This is a genomic window from Microcystis aeruginosa NIES-2549 (assembly GCF_000981785.2).
GTDB classification, from domain to species: Bacteria; Cyanobacteriota; Cyanobacteriia; order Cyanobacteriales; family Microcystaceae; genus Microcystis; species Microcystis aeruginosa_C.
In genome coordinates this window covers 502316-520080 of sequence record NZ_CP011304.1, presented here as the reverse complement: position 1 = coordinate 520080, position 17765 = coordinate 502316, and the positions used below count along the sequence as shown (strand labels likewise).

Below are 17765 nucleotides of genomic sequence, written 5' to 3'. Positions count from 1 at the left end.
TAACTGATGATATTTGTTGCTTTGGCGATTTTGGAACAGGACGGTCGATTTTTAATGCAGTTGCGCGACGACATCCCGACGATTCTCTATCCGGGGGTGTGGGGTTTATTTGGTGGTCACTTAGAAGCGGGTGAAAGTCCAGAAATAGGGTTAAAACGAGAGTTAAAAGAAGAAATTAACTACGAAGCTCCTAGTTTACGCTATTTTCGCTCTTATAACGATGATAATCTCTCCCGTTATCTTTATCATGTACCCCTGACCTTGGGATTAGAAAAATTAGTGCAAACAGAAGGACAAGATTTAGCTTTATTACCTCCGGCTGCCATCCGTCAAGGGGAATACTACTCCGAGAAGATTAATCAGACTCGTTCTTTAGGAAAAATTCATCGCCAGATATTACTCGATTTTCTAGAAGTAGAATTATAGTGGATATTAGAGCCAGACAAGGAACTCCCCTATCTATACGAAAGTCGTAGTTAACACTGCTCCTCACCTCCCTCGAAGGCAAAATGCTCCCGCTTTTTGAATGGCTTTATCTAAACGTCAATCTTATTTTGGCTTTGTCTTTATGAACCAGTCGCGTCCCTCGTTCGTTTCCGTGCAGAAACTCCTATCTGGAGGTGCGATCGCTACCCTAGCAGTTAGTTCCCTGATGGTCCTCACCCCCGCAGCCAAAGGGGAAAAACCCTTAGAAGATAACCCGAAAGCAGTCATCGACCAGGTTTGGCAAATTGTTAATAATGAATTTGTAGATCGTAGTTTTCATCAAATTGATTGGCAAAAAAAACGTCAAGAATTGTTAAGCAGAAATTATACTAATCCCCAACAAGCTTACACGGCAATCCGGGAAGCGTTAAAGGAGTTGGGTGATACTTATACCCGTTTTTTAACTCCTAGTGAATTTTCTGTCCTCACCAGTCAAACTTCTGGAGAATTATCGGGAATCGGCATACGTTTAGCCCTCGATAAACGCACTAGCGATCTGATCGTTGTCGATACGGTGAAAAAATCCCCCGCCAAGGAAGCGGGAGTGAAAAGCGGCGATCGCCTGATCAGAATTAACGGCAAACCCACCGCTTTAATGACCTTAGAACAGGCAATGGAAGCTCTACAGGGAGAAGTGGGTACTAGCGTTAGTTTACAGCTTGCCCGTCCCGATCAAGGGGTATTTGAAGTGACTTTGACCCGGGTAGATATCGAAATTCCCTCGGTTAGCTATACCCTGAAACAGGAAGGTGGGGTGAAAGTTGGTTATATCAAACTGGATGAATTTAGTTCCCACGCAGCCGAACAAATGAAAGAGGCGATCGAGGAATTAAGTCAACAACAAATATCCGGCTATGTTCTCGATCTGCGAGGCAACCCCGGGGGTTTACTATTTGCTAGTGTCGATATCGCTCGTATGTGGATGAAACAGGGCAAAATCGTTAGCACCATCGATCGACGGGGCGGAGATCGTCAATTTAGTGCCAATAACACCGCTATTACCGATTTACCCCTAGTAGTCTTGGTCAATAAAGGTTCCGCCAGCGCCAGCGAAATCCTCGCCGGGGCGCTAAAAGAAAATGGCCGGGCGACTTTAGTCGGTACATCGACTTATGGCAAGAGTACCGTCCAATCGGTACACACCCTCTCCGATGGTTCTGGTTTAGCGGTGACAATTGCCCGTTATTATCCCCCCAACGGCGAAAATATCTACAAAAAAGGCATTAAACCCGATGTGCAGATCGAGTTAACCCGGGAACAACAGCTGCGCTTCCGCGATGATCCTTCTTTGCTGGGAACTAAGGATGATCCCCAGTACCAACAGGCGATCTCACTCCTACAATCCCATAATGTTAAACGTCCCAGCACCGGCAATCTCAATAATCCTTTGAGTAGTCGGGCTGAATAATTGTCCTGGGAAATCTGGGGAAATGGTGACTGTTTCGGCGAAATGGCGATTCTAGAACAGCCTTGACAGCATTTAACAGCGCGCTCTCTCGCTCCCGTGCAGTTGCTGGTGATTCCCCCCCAAAGATTTCTGCATCTACAAATTCTGCAACTAAGCATAATACGCATTATAAAACTGTATCGCTGGCTACAAATGCTCGATTATTCGCCAAAAAGTAACCTGATCAAAACCTCACACCCTGCTCTATAATTCCCGACGACCTTCTAAAGCTCTCGCTAAAGTTACTTCATCAGCGTATTCCAGATCGCCGCCCATCGGCAACCCAAAAGCGATGCGGGTAACTTTAGTGAAGGGTTTCAGTAAACCCCCGATATACAAAGTCGTGGTTTCCCCCTCGACACTGGGACTGATAGCTAAGATAACTTCCTGAATTTTTTTCTGGCTGACTCTGGTGACTAAAGACTGTATATTTAATTGATCCGGTCCAATCCCATCCATAGGTGAGATAACACCCCCTAAAACGTGATATTTGCCCGAATATTCCCTAGTTTTCTCCAAAGCAATCACATCTCTGGAGTCAGCTACCACACAGATAGTCCCCGTTTCTCGGTTGGGATTGCGGCAAATTTCACAAATCGGTTCGGCCGAAAGATGAAAACAAACCTGACATAATCCTACTTGTTTTTTCGCTGCTACGATCGCCTGGGCCAATTCGATCGCATCTTGTTCCGGTCGTTTGAGAATATAGAGGGCCAGACGTTGGGCGCTTTTGGGTCCGACTCCTGGTAATTTTTGTAACTGCTCGATCAAACGAGCTAAAGGCGGTGTATAAATAGCAGTTAATCCTCTTATCAGTTATCAGTTATCAGTTATCAGTGGGTAAGTTATCAGTTATCAGATTTGAGTTTTCAAGTGAGCAGTGTTACATGGAAGTTTCCTGCTGTCTTTTCACTGTTTACTGCTCACTGGTCACTGATTAAGACCTTTTTGATAAACGGACATCGATAACACTGGTGTTGAAATTATAATTATCTCCTTCTAACTCGATTAAAGTGCCAATTTTCACCTTTTGACCGCCAACAACCGCACCGGTATCGGTAACTTCCGCTTGACCACTGAGAGTCATGATCATATCTTGAGAATAGTTTTCCGTGCGGGGATCGGGTAGGACTTTCACACTACCATCTGGCTGCGGAACTAAGACATTTCTCGATAAAGGTTTAACATTTTTTATATCCACTTGACCAGCCGGTTGATTACGAATAACAATATTAGTTTTCTTCTCGGTATTGAATTGATTAATCAAAGCATTGGGATTAAGAACACTTAAACCCCGGACAATAACATCCACTTCTATGGGTTCTTTGGTGACTTGAGCGATCGTACTTTTACCACTCGTCCCCGGCACAACAAAAATACCGATAATTGTCAATAAAATTACTAAGGCCGCTCCGATATCAAGCAAGCTAAATTTACCGAATAAACGTCCTTTTGAGTCTAATAACTGCATAGCCTTGAATTTATATAGATGACTATTCCTAGAGATCGAGCCTAGAGAGTAAATTCTATCATGATCAGAATCTTGGTCGCAGACAGGGAGTCTGACTTAAGATAGAAGATCGGAGTCTCACACGGAGCGATCGATAGACAATGGCGGGTAAAACTCAACTTAAGAAACAGGAAAAGCAATTATCTCCAGTGGATCTGACCCCTTCTGACGGTAACAACCTCGAAAAAGTTGCCCCCGTTAAACATTGGTCGATCGAAGATAGCGAAAATCTCTATCGCATCCAAGGCTGGGGAGAACCCTATTTCTCGATCAATGCTGCGGGAAATATCACCGTCTCGCCCCAGGGAGAAAGGGGCGGTTCTTTGGACTTATACGAGTTAGTTTCGGCGATTAAGCGGCGAAATATCGGTTTACCCCTGTTAATTCGGTTTAGCGATATTTTGGAAGATCGGATCGAGCGCCTGAACGCCTGTTTTAACCGAGCGATCGCCCGTTATAATTATGCCAACGTCTATCGCGGTGTCTATCCGATCAAGTGCAATCAACACCGTCACATCGTCGAGTCTTTAGTTCGTTTTGGCAAACCCTATCAATTTGGGCTGGAGGCTGGTTCAAAACCTGAGCTAATGATTGCTTTAGCGACCCTAGAACCTGCCTTAAACGGCAAAAATGACAAAACACAACCATTGCTAATTTGTAATGGCTATAAGGACAAAGAATACCTAGAAACTGCCCTGTTGACCACTCGTCTCGGTCATCGGCCTTTGATTGTCATCGAACAATTGGAAGAATTATATTTAACCCTGCGCGTCAGTCGTCAGCTAGGAATTGCCCCACATTTGGGAGTGCGTGCGAAACTGGGGACAAAAGGGGTGGGCCGTTGGGGATGTTCCACGGGAGACCGGGCAAAATTCGGTTTAACCGTTCCGGAAATCCTAACGGTGGTGATGGAATTAGAACAAGCGGGGATGTTAGATTGTCTGCAACTGCTGCACTATCATATCGGGTCGCAAATCTCCGCTATTGGCGTTATTAAGGATGCCATTCGCGAAGCTAGTCAGATTTATGTGGAATTAGCGAAATTAGGGGCAAATATGACCTATCTCGATGTGGGGGGTGGTTTAGGGGTCGATTACGATGGCTCAAAAACTAACTTCTACGCCTCAAAAAACTACAATATGCAGAATTATGCCAATGATATCGTGGCCGAGGTCAAGGAAGCTTGTGAAGATGCCCAGATTGCCCCCCCAATTCTTATCAGTGAAAGTGGACGGGCGATCGCTTCTCATCAATCGGTGCTAATCTTCGACATCCTGGGAAGTAGCGAGGTTCCCCAAAACCCTCCCGATCCCTGCAATGGGAAAGAACACCTCATCCTCCGTAATCTCTGGGAAACCTACACGGGTATCGATGAGCGCAATTATCAGGAAGCTTATCACGATGCGGGACAGTTCAAAGAGGAGGCAATTAGTCTGTTTAATTTCGGTTATCTCAGTCTCAAAGAACGAGCTAGAGCCGAACAATTGTACTGGGCTTGTTGCCACAAAATTCTGCAAGTGGCCCGACAACAGGATTATGTTCCCGATGACTTGGAAGACTTAGAGCAAATTATGGCCTCAATTTATTATGCCAATCTCTCGGTTTTTCAGTCAGTTCCCGATAGTTGGGCGATCGATCAACTATTTCCAATTATGCCGATCCATCGTCTCGATCGAGAACCTACTCAAAGGGGAATTATCGCCGATTTAACCTGTGATAGTGACGGGAAAATTGCCCAGTTTATCGATTTGCGCGGGGACATAAAATCAGTTTTAGAATTGCATCCTTTGGAGTACAAAAACGGTAAACATTCTCCAGAACCCTATTATCTAGGAATGTTTCTGGTGGGTGCTTATCAAGAGATTATGGGCAATTTACATAATCTTTTTGGCGATACTAACGTGGTACATATTCAGATGAGTCCCAAGGGGTACGATATCGAGTATCTAGTCAAAGGAGATACGATCACGGAAGTATTAAGTTATGTGCAGTATTCCGCAGAAGATCTGTTAGAAAGAATTCGTCTTCGTTGTGAACAAGCTTTGCAGGAAAATCGCATGACTGTGGAAGAATCCCAATTACTACTACAGGATTATGAACGCAGTTTGCGACGTTATACCTATCTAGTGGGTGGGGATTGATGATTGTTCTTGCCGATCGAGTAATCGATCGAGGATGATAGAAAATAGACAAAATAAATAGGCAGTAAAGGAAAACAGTGGAAAAGGGAACGCTGGTAGAATTTCGAGTGCAAGGAGAAAGGCGCTTAGGGGTGATCGATCGCCCAGAAGGTAAAAAAGATTGGATCGTCATCGATCAGGGGGGAAACCCGCATAAACTGCGTCCCCAACGCTTCGATTACATTGTCAAAGGAGGTCCGTCCAACTATAGGGAGATCGGCAATTTTCTGCGAGAAGTCCAACCCTATCTAGATCCTAGTGGTTTAGAAGTGGCCTGGGAATTATTAGCCGGGGAAAATCAGTTAGTCACTCCCGAAACCATGGCCGAGATCCTCTTTTCTGATCGCGGTTGGCAGTTTTGCTATGCAGCCCATTGTCTCTTGAGTGATGATAAAGTTTATTTTAAAAATAAAGGGGATGGTTACGAGGCCCGCTCGGAAAATCAGGTAGAGGAAATCAAACACCAGCTAGAGGTGGAAAAACAGCGTCAACGGGAAAAAAGCCAATTTCTCCAACGTATCCAGCAAGCCTTGGCCTCTGAAACGGTAGAATGGTCAGAAAGCGATCGAATTCGTCTGGAATCTCTAGAAAAATTTATCCTCCAACCCGAACAAAAATATCCAGCAGCCATGGAAATACTCTCCCTGCTGGGCCGTTCCCAAACCCCCGAGGCCGCTTTTGAATTGTTAGTCGATTTGAAATGGTGGAGTAGTCACGAAAACCTTTTCCTGCGACGCAGTTCCTACCCCGTTCAATTCTCGAAAAAGGTGCTTGATGTGGCGCGTCTTAATTTACTCAATCCCCCTGCGGATGCGGATGTCAACAATCGTCTCGATTTAACCCACCAAAAAATTTATACCATCGACGATGAAAGTACCGAGGAAATCGATGACGGATTATCGGTGGAAATGCTTGCGGATGGTGGTCATCGTCTCTGGATTCATATTGCCGATCCTAGCCGTTTAGTGCGTCCCGATGATGAATTAGACCTAGAAGCGCGTCGTCGCAGTACCAGTCTCTATCTTCCCACGGGAATGGTTCCCATGTTTCCCCTAGAGTTGGCCGCAGGTCCAATGAGTTTGGTACAGGGTAAACTTTGTCCTGCCTTAAGTTTTGGGGTAATCCTCGATGAAACAGGGGCGATCGCTGATTATCGTATCCATCCTAGTACAATTAAACCTACCTATCGCCTCACCTACGAAGATGTGGACGAAATGTTACATCTGGATCTGCAGCATGAACCGGAAGTGAAGATTCTCAACCGTTGGGCCAAACAACGCCACGCCTGGCGCAAATCTCAGGGATCGATTAACATCCAAATGCCAGAATCATCCATTAAGGTGAAGGATAACGACGAAATTATCGTAGAATTGCAGGAGGTTTCCCCATCTCGGCAATTAGTGGCGGAAATGATGATTTTAGCTGGAGAAATCGCCGGTCGCTACTGTCAGGAACACGAGATCCCCGTGCCTTTCCGGGGACAACCACAACCGGAATTACCCCCCGATGAGGAGTTAATTTTACTACCTGCGGGCCCTGTGCGTTCCTGTGCCTTGCGTCGCTGTATGCCGCGCAGTGAGATGACGACGATTCCTAACCGTCATGCTAGTCTGGGATTGAATACCTATTCCCAAGTAACTTCGCCAATTCGCCGTTATACTGACCTTTTGACCCATTTTCAACTAAAAGCCCATCTTCGGGGCGATCAACTGCCTTTTACCCGGGATAGAATGCAAGAAATTCTCTATAGTGTCGCTAGTTCAGCCCAGGAAGCCACCTCGGTGGAACGACAAACTAATCGTTATTGGAGTTTGGAATTTTTGCGACGACAGGGAGATCAAGTCTGGCAAGCTTTGGTGTTGCGCTGGCTGCGGGAAGAGGAAAATTTAGGCTTGATTTTATTGGAGGAATTGGGGTTAGAATTACCCCATCGTTTTGAGCGTTCAGTATCTTTAGGCGATCGCTTTCAAGTACAAGTTAGTCGCGCCGATCCCCACCGCGATGAGATCCGCTTCCGCGAGTTATCGGGTTTTGTCTCCTCCCAAGCAAGTTAATCTCTGGCGGAGTCAGGAGTCAGGAGATAGGGTGATAGGGATTTACGGGGTTTAGGGAAATTTCAGCCAAATGCTCCACTCCCCCACACCCCACCTTCCCTTTTGGAGTTAGCGGGTTAGGCTTCGATCTGTCAGAATACAAGTATTGAAACAACCCTTTTAAGAGGCTTCATGGTGGAAGTTAAAGTCGTTCCCCCGAAACGCAATTGGATTCAGACGTGGTGGCAATCCCTGAATTCCTTATCCCGCTTACTGGTGATTGCTCTAGCCGCACCACTTGTCGTCCTGAATGTCTGGGCATTATCGGCAATTTTTGGCTATTTTGAATCTTTATTTGTTATTTTACTGATAGCGGCCGTTCTATCTTTTCTCTTGGGTTATCCGGTGACTTGGTTGGAACGTCAGGGATTAAAACGGGGTTTAGCTGCGATCGTGGTTTCCCTGATCACGATTTTAATTTTTGTGGCCGTGGGAATAACCCTAGTTCCCCTAGTCTTCACCCAAGCGCAGCAATTTGTCAATAGATTGCCAGAATGGTTAGACTCGGGACAGCGCCAACTGATGCAACTAGATACCAAAATCGACACGATGAATCTACCGATTCCGATCAGTTTCGATGGTCTGATCGCTCAGTTTAACAGTCGTTTAGGGGCAGAATTGCAAATTCTAGCGGGAAGAAGCGTTAATTTAGCCCTTAATCTCACCGTTTTTACCGTGGTGCGCGTGCTTGATGTGCTGCTAACTATTATCCTCACCTTTTATCTGCTTCTCCACAGTCCCGATATCTGGAGGAGTATTATCCAATGGTTGCCCAAACCCGTCCAACAACCCTTTTCCCTAACTCTACGCTTAAGTTTTCAGAATTACTTTGTCGGACAGGTAATTTGTGCCACCTGCATGGCCCTGGGATTAGTCACGGCCTTTTTATCGATTAAAGTCCCTTTTGGTCTCCTATTCGGCCTTTTGATTGGCACCATGGCTTTAATCCCTTTTGGGGGAACTGTAGGCATTGTCACGGTGACAGCTTTACTAGCTTTGCGCGATATTGGTTTAGCTCTGCAAGTTTTAGCCGTGGCTGTAGTGGTGCAGCAAATTGTCGAAAACGGCATTGCTCCCCGGATTTTGGGCAGTGTCACCGGGTTAAATCCCTTTTGGGTGTTAGTCTCAGTCTTGACGGGGGCGCGAGTGGGCGGTTTACTGGGGGTGATTGTCGCGGTTCCCATGGCGGTAATGATTAAGGAAGCTTTGGAGGTGATCCGTCAAGTGACACCGGAGGAGACAAAACACGGGGTAATTAAACCCTCTCTCCCCCTGGAATCGGAATCCCCTAGCGAGGTGGTTTCTCGCTGAAGAATGACTGACGGCATCATCTGGGGCGATCTGAGCAGTAATATTGGCCGGGATAAATCGGCAATTTTCTCGCAGGTTCTTGGTTTTTCTCCCTCGATCGAGTTATGATATCTGTATTGGTAGATTAACTCCGCCCTTGGTGATCGCCGTCCATGGCAAGCAAGGACAAATCAAGGCTTGAGGATGCCTTGCCGGTCTCTGAGGCCTAGCTTATTGGGAGATTATTACTAAGTAATTGTCTCTAAACTCGGATAATTTTAAGCAAAGGCCATTTTTTATCCCTATAAATAAGCAAAAAATCGATATTTTGGTTAAATAGGCTACATTAACAGCCAGGTTTCTATCGTAAGCTCGAAGTTAAGACATAAAGTCAATATCACCCTCCGATTGCAATGAGAAAATGTTTGGATCGCTTAATATTTAAGCCCTTCAGACATTTTTTTTGTGGATTGAGTAGTAAATAACCTGATTTCGGAATCAGACAAGGAAGCTGTGCTGGCACCCACAGTGTAACACTAAATCTGGTTATTAAAAACTGATTATCTATTGCTCCTTTTGCCTATTGCCTATTGCCTTTTGCCTGTCCTGATATGTAGCCTATACTCAACGGATTTAGTATAACAGGGACAAACACCAACAGACCATGATCTGGAGAGATCGTCAAGAAAAGTATCAGAGTGAACTCCTGGAAAAGAATTGGTAAAATATAATTAGTAGGGAGAGTATTGCTGTTAATGTTTCGCTTTTTAACGAGACGTTAACCAAGCTCAAAAGCAAAAAATAGCAGTAATTTGCTAAAAGCTAAAAGCCGATAGCTGACTGCTCTATATATCTCTCGTATTCTTTACTTGTCGAGTTCAAAACGACCCCTTTATGGAATCAAGCAACCCGTCAGGGAAGACTTCCGAACCTCCTAGTCATAGGTGGGCAAACTTACTCGGAACCATGATCGCAATTCTGACCCTAACGTTACCCTTGTTAGCGATTGGATATAACTCCACGCCTAACTATACCGAAGAACCCCTTACCGGTAACACATCCTACTCCCTAACGAGGCAAATGAGGTGACAGAATTGAGATAGACGATTGCCAAAGTAAAAATTTTTTTCTTCGTCCCGATCCCCCTTATGGGTAGAATTTGGATCGGAGTTAATCAAAGTGTGTTTTAATTTCGCTTGCGCTTTTAGGTGACTCTAAAGGCGCTATTGTCTTGTATTTGGAGAAAGCTTGTGGATTTATCGCGCATTCCTGCCCAACCGAAACCCGGTTTAATTAACGTTTTAGTGGAAATTACCGCCGGTAGTAAGAATAAATACGAGTTTGATAAGGATTTAAACGCCTTTGCTCTCGATCGCGTTCTCTATTCTTCGGTACAATATCCCTGTGATTATGGTTTTGTTCCCAATACCCTCGCCGATGACGGCGATCCTTTAGATGGTATGGTGATCATGGATCAGCCTACTTTCCCCGGCTGTGTGATTACGGCGCGTCCCATTGGTATGCTAGAAATGATCGATGGTGGTGATCGCGATGAAAAAATTCTCTGTGTTCCCGCTAAAGATCCCCGTTATGCAGAGGTAAAATCTCTTAAAGATGTCTCTCCCCATCGCTTGGACGAAATCGCCGAGTTTTTCAAAACCTATAAGAATCTAGAGAAAAAAGTCACAGAAATTCTCGGTTGGAAAGATGTGGACGCAGTAACCGCTTTAGTTGAACAGTGTATTGCTGCTTATAAGTAATCTAAGTCCAAAATCAGTAAACAGTTATCAGTGATCAGATTGGAGTTTTTTCACTGATTACTGTTCACTGTTCACTGAAAATACCCCCACTTTCCCACTTCCCCACTTCCAATTTTATGAGAATAGAAACCTTAAAATCGGGTTTAATCGTCTCCTGTCAAGCGCCAGTGGAGTCATCTCTGCACGATCCTGTAATTATTGCCGCCATGGCTCATGCTTGCGTGGATAGGGGTGCTTGTGGGGTAAGAATTGATAGTCCCGCTCATCTGAAAGCCACCCGTCAACAATTGCCGGATATACCGATAATTGGACTCTGGAAACGCAATTATCGCGATTGTTCGGTATATATTACGCCCAAATATCAAGATGCTCTCGCCATTGCCGATGCGGGTGCCGATATAATTGCCTTGGATGCTACCCCCAGAAAGCGTCCTAATGATGAAAATTTAGCCACAATTATCGATCGTATTCATCGGGAAACTGGTAAATTAGTCATGGCAGATATAGACTCGATCGAAAGTGCTATTTATGCCGTGGCAGCTGGTGCTGATGTTGTCGGTACAACTCTTTACGGTTACACAGAAGCAACTAAACATCTGCAGCCGCCGAGTTTTTCTTTCCTAGAAGAATTAGTTAATAAGTTATCAGTTCCTGTTATCTGTGAGGGAGGAATATCGACTCCAACAGAAGCCAAAAAAGCCCTAGAAGTTGGTGCCTATTCGGTAGTTGTTGGCACGGCAATTACAGGGATTGATTTAAAAACTACCGCTTTTTTACAAGGAATTTTATCAAAATATTCATGACATTGATCTTGCTCCTAGCCGTGCCTAGTAGCCACTTCTAGGGATTAGGAAAAAACCCAAAAAGTTTAGCCGCACCACCCAAAATGGCGACGACTAAAGCGATTAAAATCCCCCGGTTAGTAAATTCCTGATAGGCAATCCGTGCCGTTAATCCCTTGATTTCCGTGGTCAATCGCTCATCTAAAGCTTTAATATCTCCTTTTAACTCTCCCTTGATTTCGGCTTGTCCGATTTCTAATTTTGTGAGACGTTCATCGATTTTGTCGAATTTTTGAGTAACATCTCTTTGTAGGTTATCTATTTTTCCCTCAATCCTGGTCAAGACGGCTTCTAGGGAATAAGTTACAGTTTCGTTAGACATTGGCTAAACCCCTATTCATTTATCAGTTATCAGATTGGAGTTTTAAGTGTGCAGTATGGATTAAGCGAGCAGTATTAAATGGCAGTTTTCTACTGTCTTTTCACCGATTACTGTTTACTGTTTACTGTTTACTGATTATGGCAGTTTTCTGCTGTCTTTGCACCGATTACTGTTTACTGATTACTTTTAACTGGCTGTTAACTTAGTCATAACTTGGATAATATATAATACCTATGTCAAGGGTCTGTAATAAAATGTAACCTAATCGATGTCCGAGTATCAGTTTTGACTTTATTCCTGAAAATATGAGTATTTCTCGCCGTAATTTCCTCACCTTTTTAACTGCCACTGCTGGTGTCTCTTTTTTCAGTCTGCAAGAGAAAAAATATTCCTCTCTGATTAGCAGTCCTGCGATCGCTGCTAATAGTTTCGGCTTAAACTTTGCCCCAGTCAAACTGCCAATTCCCTTAAAAATTGACGGTATGAGCGATGAAAGCCAAAAAAATGCCTATCAAACCTATAAAGTCCTAGATGATCTCGTTCTTCCGCAAGGATTCACATCTGATGTGCTGGCCCAGTGGGGGGATGCAGTGGGTGATTCCCGTTTCGGTTATAACAATGATTATCTATCTTTTATTGAAACCAGTGCGGGTCAAGGTTATCTAACCGTTAATTTTGAATATATCAGTGGTCGTACTTGGCTACAAACCTTTGAACAAGTGATTGGTAAAACCCTACCCGTCAAGGAAGTACGAGAAAAAACCAACGAAAAGGGTGAAATTGCCGCCTATCGTCTGCAAGATGCCAGCTTAAAGGCAAAAATCGAGGAAATATCCCTAGAAGGCTTAATTGATCAGGGAATTGGCGTAATTTCCCTCGCTAAAGATCAAACGGGAAAATGGCAACGTACCTATAGTAAAGCCGATCGCCGCATTACCGGTATCTCTGGACTAAAGGACGGTCGTTACCTGAAAGCCACCGGTCCTGCTGTAGCAATTTTTACCAAAACCGATAAACTTGGCTACGATGACGGATTAGGGGCAAAAATTATCGGAACGTTTCAAAATTGCGCCGGGGGAACAACGCCTTGGGGGACCGTATTTAGTGCCGAGGAGAACTTTCAAGACCAAGTGACGGAGGTAGTGTTAAAAGATGGTTCCTCTTTGCATCCCGATACTACCCCCTTTATTCTCAATAGTGGGGAAGTGGATGGCCGGGGTAACGTCTTCGGGTTAGCGGGAAATAAATACGGTTGGATGGTGGAGGTGGATCCTGCCAATCCCGACGATTATGGCACAAAACACACTTGGTTAGGGCGTTTTCGCCATGAAGCGGTCGCTTTTCTCGCTCAAACGGGGCAACCCTTGGCGGTTTATTCAGGATGCGATCGCAGAGGCGGTCATATCTATAAATTTGTTTCCGAGGGCAAAATTAGCGATATTAAGGCGAAAAATAACTCAAAACTCCTAGAAAAAGGAATGCTCTACGGGGCGAAATTCAACCCCGATAAAACCGGTTATTGGATACCCTTAAATCCCGACACGGAGATAAATCCCGTCCTACCGAGTCAAATTGCCGCTAGTCGCGGGGATGGGGTGGTAGCCTTGCCAAATCCCGAAAGAACGGTCAATGATAATCAATTACTGCTATTTAAGGACGATGAGGAGATTCTAGCCTACAAAGCTAAATATAAGACCCTCGCAGACCTGTATGAAGGTAATGGGACGGAAAAACAGGGAGCAATTCTCATCGATGCTCATTTTGCCGCTAACGCCGTTGGGGTCACTTGTACTGGTCGGCCAGAAGATACGGAAGTGGACGAGAATGGCACTTTATATATAACCTTTACCTCTGGTAGTCCCAGTGAAGCGGAGGGAGGAGCCGATAAGGAGATATTTAAGGGACCAAATGGCGAAATCCCCTACGAATTTGGTTGGATTATCAGCTTAAGGGAAGATAACAACGATGCTGCTTCCTTAAGTTTTCGTTGGGATGTGGTCGCTTATGGAGGGGAACCGACAGAGAAAGGTGAGGGTTTTTCTAATCCCGATAACCTCGCTTTCGATAAACAGGGAAATCTCTGGATGGTTAGCGATATTTCTACGGGTGGGTTAAATCGAGAGATGAAAACTCGTTATCCCCAAGGGGTCCCGGTTAGTCAACGGGATTTATTGGGGATTTTTGGTAATAATAGCGCTTGGGTGTTTGCCAAGGGTCAAGAGCATCCCTATCCTTTTGCTATCGCTCCCATGGATGCGGAATTAACGGGATTGTACTTTACTCCCGACCAAGAGACGTTATTTTTGGCAGTACAGCATCCGGGGGAAGCGGGGGGAATTCGTCGAGATTTAGCCTTTGAAAACCGTAAATTTGCCCTTAAAACCACTAATGGACAGGAATTTGAACAAATACGACAAGTACCCCTAGGGTCGAATTGGCCTAGTGGTCAAGTTAATCAACCTCCCCGGCCGGCAGTGGTGGCGATTCGCCGAATTGAGTCAAAATAGGAGAAGGGAGAAGAAAGAAATAGATTGTTTCCTTGGAGTATAAAAGCGATTTTTTTCGGGAAAAATCGTTAAATTAAGGACTTTAAGAGCAATTTAGCCCTTCTGACTTTTGCTGGAGATAAGCTAAGACGCATTTTCACTGCCTATCCTTTTACTGTTGCCTCTTGCAAGAGTGCCTTATCAAGCAATTTAAATGCGCGGGCAGGTTATACTGTGATTTTGTCCTTGAGTTTCCCAAAGATGGGCTTACTATGAAAGTAGGGGGAAAAAAGATAATTTTAGCGATCGATTAACAATGACTAGGGATCTCTGTAGGATTTTATTGATAGAGGACGAACCGACGACTGTTAAATTAATCCAGAGATTGCTGTTAAAGGCCCCCCAATGTTCCCTGGCCAAGGGGTTGACTTTTACCCTCACCCAAGCTCAGGATCTAGAGGAAACTGCCGAAAAACTGGCAGGGGAGAAATTTGATCTTATCCTCTTAAGCTTGGAAATCTCTGTCCCCCCCGGTTTAAATATCTTAGTCAAAACCAGAGAATTAGCCTCTGATATACCGATAGTCGTTCAAACTACTAGCAATGATGAGAAATTAGTCGTTAAAGCCTTTCAACTCGGTGCTGACGGTTATATTCAGTTAAATAATATCGATAGTAGTCTTTTAGTCTATCAAATTCGTGTGGCGATCGAGCGTCAGCAATATATCCTCAATCTTAAACATCAACAACAGGAAGAAGAATTTCGCGAACTGGAACAGTTAATCAAGGGAGTGCAAACTAGCATAACGGCGAAAATGTTCGGTTCTGAGGCAATAAGGCAGAGTATTCCCGATATTTTTCAAGAATTAGTCCAAAATTACGGAGAGTTATTAGATTTAGCTTTAGAAGAACAAGCATACAAAGTGGAACATAATCTATCGGAACGACTGCGAAGCTTGGCCGATAAGTTAGGATTCTTAAAAGCGAGTCCTCGCGATGTGGTCGATATTCATACCACCACCCTACGCCAAAAAAATCAGGATGTCACCCTGGCCAAAGCGCAGGCCTACGTTAGCGAAGGTCGTCTCATGGTCTTGGAATTGATGGGTTATCTCGTCTCTTTCTATCGTAAATACTATATCGGTCTCAGCAACATTAAACTATTCAATAACACGCAATCATGAGTCAATATCTTCTCAAACTCTACATTATGGGTGATTCAAGTAAATCCCAGAGGGCGATCGCCAATATTTTTCGTATCTGTCGCGAGGAGTTGTCGGATCTTTATACGGTAGAAATAATTGATGTTCTCGAACAGCCCCAATTAGCGGAACAGGATAAAATTCTCGTAACTCCTACTTTAGTCAAACAACTTCCCCCACCCCTACAAAGAATTATCGGCGATATGTCCAATACCCAAAAGGTTCTCCTCGGTTTGGATGTTATTCCCAAAGACTCCCATCTCAATTAGGATTCACCTAAAAATTATTCTGGTTAGGTTTTTCCTCGCTAATAAGCTCTAATCTTGATTTTATTTGATCGCTGCACCGATATGTTTGAAAATCTGCAAAACCCTATATAGTTCTTCTCTGGAAATAAAGGGAGCAAATACCCTAGATAGGGCATAATGATGGGCATTAGCTCTCAATTTGACCAATAAAATATCATCTCCATTGGTGACGAGGGCAAAGCCAGGTTTTTCGGTCCGGGGATTAGCCATCAAATAGGCTAAGGTTTGCGGTAAGGCAGTCCAAACCGATAGGGCGGTTTTTTTTGATTCTACAATTACCACCCAAAACTGATTTAACCAGACTAACACATCGATTCTACCCGATAGTATTTCTTCCCCATCATCGACGGTTAAGCTTACCGATTCCTCTGCGCGTACTCGCAAAGGCGGATCGTAAAAACCCGCAATCGCTAGTAGGGGAGAAACTAACAATAAAGTCACGGTTTCTTCTAATAACTGTCCTGCCGATCTTTGGTATAAATACTTTTGTATTAGTTCATCTAAACTCTTTTTTTCATGGCTAGATAGGGCCAGTAAATCACTTTTCCATTCGGGAAAAAATGCCCCATCTTCTGTTAAGGAGAGATTAAATCTTGTCTCATCCAAGGCAATAGTCGTGATCGCTTCGGTAATAGCACTCGACATAAAAATTAGCTCACCAATCTAGATAAAATTTCTCGATGAATTAAAGCTCGATCTATTAAAAAATGTTTGCGATCGCTGGTTAATCCCTCTCCATTGGCATAAAAATTAATCCAAGTGTTACTAATATCATTAACTGCCTCTGGTAACTGATCTAATTCCCAACCCGGCATCGGTACTTCGGCAATTAATCGCGACACTTTCGGATCATAACTAAGGGCAAAACAACGACAATCTTCTGCTGCGGCCATAATCAAACTATGAAAGCGCATTCCGATCACCATTTCTACCCCACGAAATAAGCCTTTTAACTGTCTTGGATCCTCTAAACTAATGATTTGATAATTTTCCCTTAATTGACGGGCTACAGCTTCACAGAGGGGCAAATCCCGCGACTTTTGAAAAGGGACTAGGAGAATAAACGCCCCGGTACTGATTTGTAAATCGATTAAAGCTCGGGTTAATTTATCTAATTTTGCTGGGGTTAATAGGGGATGGGGCCGTAAATTGACGGCGATTCTTGGGGCGGGTAAATCCGATAATCCCTTGACTGATTGAGCGTCCAAAGCCCATACTGGATCGGGGGCAACAATCGGACTAATACCCCAATCAGCGACTAAATGAGCCGAAGCATCATCGCGCACAGTAACTAAACTACATTGTTTTAAGACTTTTTTGGTTAACCAACGGGTAAAAGGTCTATTTAATGGTCCAATTCCCTGGCCCCAAGCAATAGTTTTTAAGCCCAATAATTGAGCAAGAGCCATTAAACCACCGTAATAAATTGGACTGGCAAAACTGGTGACATCCTGCATTAAACTGCCGCCACCCCAGATAAATACATCTGCTTTTTTCAGAGTTTGAAAAATTTGCCACCAATCCCGACTAGGACAGGTTTCCACTCCATAACGTTGACTGGTTTCTCTGGGATTATTTGACAAAACAATAGGTTTAATTGCTGACGGCAGCATCTGCAATAGAGACACTAATAATGCCTCATCTCCTCCGTTTCCTCTCCCATAATATCCACAAATTACTGCACGCATATATCAGTTATCAGTTATCAGTTATCAGTTGTCAGCCAGAAAAAGGCAAGAGTCAAAAGGCAAAAGTATGGTGAATTTGTCTCCTGTCTCCTTTGTCCGCTTTGTTACTTTTTCCTTTAAAAATGTCTCTTAGTTTCTTAAGTTATGCCGTC

At 44.1% G+C, this 17765-nt stretch carries 15 protein-coding genes; 10 read left to right on the top strand and 5 right to left on the bottom strand.

Features of this window, described 5'->3' with window-relative positions; all coding sequences use genetic code 11:
• The first annotated feature begins 6 nt into the window (after positions 1-6).
• Both myaer_RS02535 and ctpB read left to right on the top strand, forming a co-directional pair.
• Positions 7-426: an NUDIX hydrolase gene (locus myaer_RS02535; protein ID WP_004162555.1), complete on the top strand. Its 420-nt coding sequence runs from the start codon at positions 7-9 to the stop codon at positions 424-426.
• Between the two features lie 142 nt (positions 427-568).
• Positions 569-1894: a carboxyl-terminal processing protease CtpB gene (gene ctpB / locus myaer_RS02530; RefSeq protein ID WP_046663580.1), complete on the top strand. Its 1326-nt coding sequence runs from the start codon at positions 569-571 to the stop codon at positions 1892-1894.
• A gap of 243 nt (positions 1895-2137) precedes the next feature.
• Here ctpB and recR read toward each other — a convergent pair whose 3' ends face one another.
• A complete protein-coding gene (gene recR / locus myaer_RS02525; protein ID WP_043999193.1) occupies positions 2138-2728 on the bottom strand; it encodes a recombination mediator RecR in 591 nt (196 codons plus the stop codon).
• 142 nt (positions 2729-2870) lie between these two features.
• Entirely contained in the window at positions 2871-3404 is a 534-nt protein-coding gene (locus tag myaer_RS02520) for a DUF4330 domain-containing protein (RefSeq protein WP_046660828.1), read from the bottom strand.
• A 140-nt stretch (positions 3405-3544) separates the two neighbouring features.
• Between myaer_RS02520 and speA the strand changes: the two genes are divergently transcribed.
• From speA to myaer_RS02490, 5 genes are all read left to right on the top strand, one after another.
• The gene (gene speA / locus myaer_RS02515; RefSeq protein WP_046660827.1) at positions 3545-5584 is read left to right on the top strand and encodes a biosynthetic arginine decarboxylase; all 2040 of its coding nucleotides are present in this window, start codon (positions 3545-3547) and stop codon (positions 5582-5584) included.
• A gap of 77 nt (positions 5585-5661) precedes the next feature.
• Entirely contained in the window at positions 5662-7677 is a 2016-nt protein-coding gene (locus myaer_RS02510; protein WP_046660826.1) for a ribonuclease catalytic domain-containing protein, read from the top strand.
• Positions 7678-7848: 171 nt separating this feature from the next.
• Positions 7849-9027 carry an AI-2E family transporter gene (locus myaer_RS02505; protein ID WP_046660825.1) on the top strand — a complete coding sequence of 393 codons (1179 nt, stop codon included), beginning with the start codon at positions 7849-7851 and terminating at the stop codon, positions 9025-9027.
• 1229 nt (positions 9028-10256) lie between these two features.
• On the top strand, positions 10257-10766 hold the full coding sequence (locus tag myaer_RS02495) for an inorganic diphosphatase (RefSeq protein WP_002732961.1): 510 nt from the start codon (positions 10257-10259) through the stop codon (positions 10764-10766).
• A 116-nt stretch (positions 10767-10882) separates the two neighbouring features.
• Positions 10883-11569: an N-acetylmannosamine-6-phosphate 2-epimerase gene (locus myaer_RS02490; RefSeq protein WP_046660824.1), complete on the top strand. Its 687-nt coding sequence runs from the start codon at positions 10883-10885 to the stop codon at positions 11567-11569.
• A 37-nt stretch (positions 11570-11606) separates the two neighbouring features.
• Here myaer_RS02490 and myaer_RS02485 read toward each other — a convergent pair whose 3' ends face one another.
• Positions 11607-11930, bottom strand: coding sequence for a DUF4164 family protein (locus tag myaer_RS02485; protein ID WP_046660823.1), 324 nt, complete (start codon positions 11928-11930; stop codon positions 11607-11609).
• 305 nt (positions 11931-12235) lie between these two features.
• On the opposite strand from myaer_RS02485, the gene myaer_RS02480 reads away from it, so the two are divergent.
• From myaer_RS02480 to myaer_RS02470, 3 genes are all read left to right on the top strand, one after another.
• Complete coding sequence (locus tag myaer_RS02480) at positions 12236-14437, top strand: PhoX family protein (protein WP_046660822.1); 2202 nt, start codon at positions 12236-12238, stop codon at positions 14435-14437.
• A gap of 295 nt (positions 14438-14732) precedes the next feature.
• Positions 14733-15599 carry a response regulator gene (locus myaer_RS02475; RefSeq protein WP_046660821.1) on the top strand — a complete coding sequence of 289 codons (867 nt, stop codon included), beginning with the start codon at positions 14733-14735 and terminating at the stop codon, positions 15597-15599.
• The gene (locus tag myaer_RS02470) at positions 15596-15886 is read left to right on the top strand and encodes a circadian clock KaiB family protein (RefSeq protein WP_002752661.1); all 291 of its coding nucleotides are present in this window, start codon (positions 15596-15598) and stop codon (positions 15884-15886) included. Before myaer_RS02475 ends, myaer_RS02470 begins: the two co-directional genes overlap by 4 nt.
• Positions 15887-15946: 60 nt before the next feature.
• Here the strand turns inward: myaer_RS02470 and myaer_RS02465 are convergent, their stop codons facing one another.
• Both myaer_RS02465 and csaB read right to left on the bottom strand, forming a co-directional pair.
• Positions 15947-16570 (bottom strand): hypothetical protein, encoded by a 624-nt coding sequence (locus tag myaer_RS02465; protein WP_046660820.1) that lies wholly within the window; start codon positions 16568-16570, stop codon positions 15947-15949.
• Positions 16571-16575: 5 nt separating this feature from the next.
• Positions 16576-17613 carry a polysaccharide pyruvyl transferase CsaB gene (csaB, locus tag myaer_RS02460; RefSeq protein ID WP_046660819.1) on the bottom strand — a complete coding sequence of 346 codons (1038 nt, stop codon included), beginning with the start codon at positions 17611-17613 and terminating at the stop codon, positions 16576-16578.
• Positions 17614-17765 lie beyond the last annotated feature (152 nt).

Coding starts and splice junctions, on each gene's coding strand:
- myaer_RS02465 (WP_046660820.1), bottom strand. CDS start 16,570: ATGTCGAGTGCTATTACCGAAGCGATCACGACTATTGCCTTGGATGAG.
- myaer_RS02490 (WP_046660824.1), top strand. CDS start 10,883: ATGAGAATAGAAACCTTAAAATCGGGTTTAATCGTCTCCTGTCAAGCG.
- myaer_RS02520 (WP_046660828.1), bottom strand. CDS start 3,404: ATGCAGTTATTAGACTCAAAAGGACGTTTATTCGGTAAATTTAGCTTG.
- myaer_RS02470 (WP_002752661.1), top strand. CDS start 15,596: ATGAGTCAATATCTTCTCAAACTCTACATTATGGGTGATTCAAGTAAA.
- myaer_RS02475 (WP_046660821.1), top strand. CDS start 14,733: ATGACTAGGGATCTCTGTAGGATTTTATTGATAGAGGACGAACCGACG.
- myaer_RS02535 (WP_004162555.1), top strand. CDS start 7: ATGATATTTGTTGCTTTGGCGATTTTGGAACAGGACGGTCGATTTTTA.
- ctpB (WP_046663580.1), top strand. CDS start 569: ATGAACCAGTCGCGTCCCTCGTTCGTTTCCGTGCAGAAACTCCTATCT.
- csaB (WP_046660819.1), bottom strand. CDS start 17,613: ATGCGTGCAGTAATTTGTGGATATTATGGGAGAGGAAACGGAGGAGAT.
- myaer_RS02480 (WP_046660822.1), top strand. CDS start 12,236: ATGAGTATTTCTCGCCGTAATTTCCTCACCTTTTTAACTGCCACTGCT.
- myaer_RS02485 (WP_046660823.1), bottom strand. CDS start 11,930: ATGTCTAACGAAACTGTAACTTATTCCCTAGAAGCCGTCTTGACCAGG.
- myaer_RS02505 (WP_046660825.1), top strand. CDS start 7,849: ATGGTGGAAGTTAAAGTCGTTCCCCCGAAACGCAATTGGATTCAGACG.
- speA (WP_046660827.1), top strand. CDS start 3,545: ATGGCGGGTAAAACTCAACTTAAGAAACAGGAAAAGCAATTATCTCCA.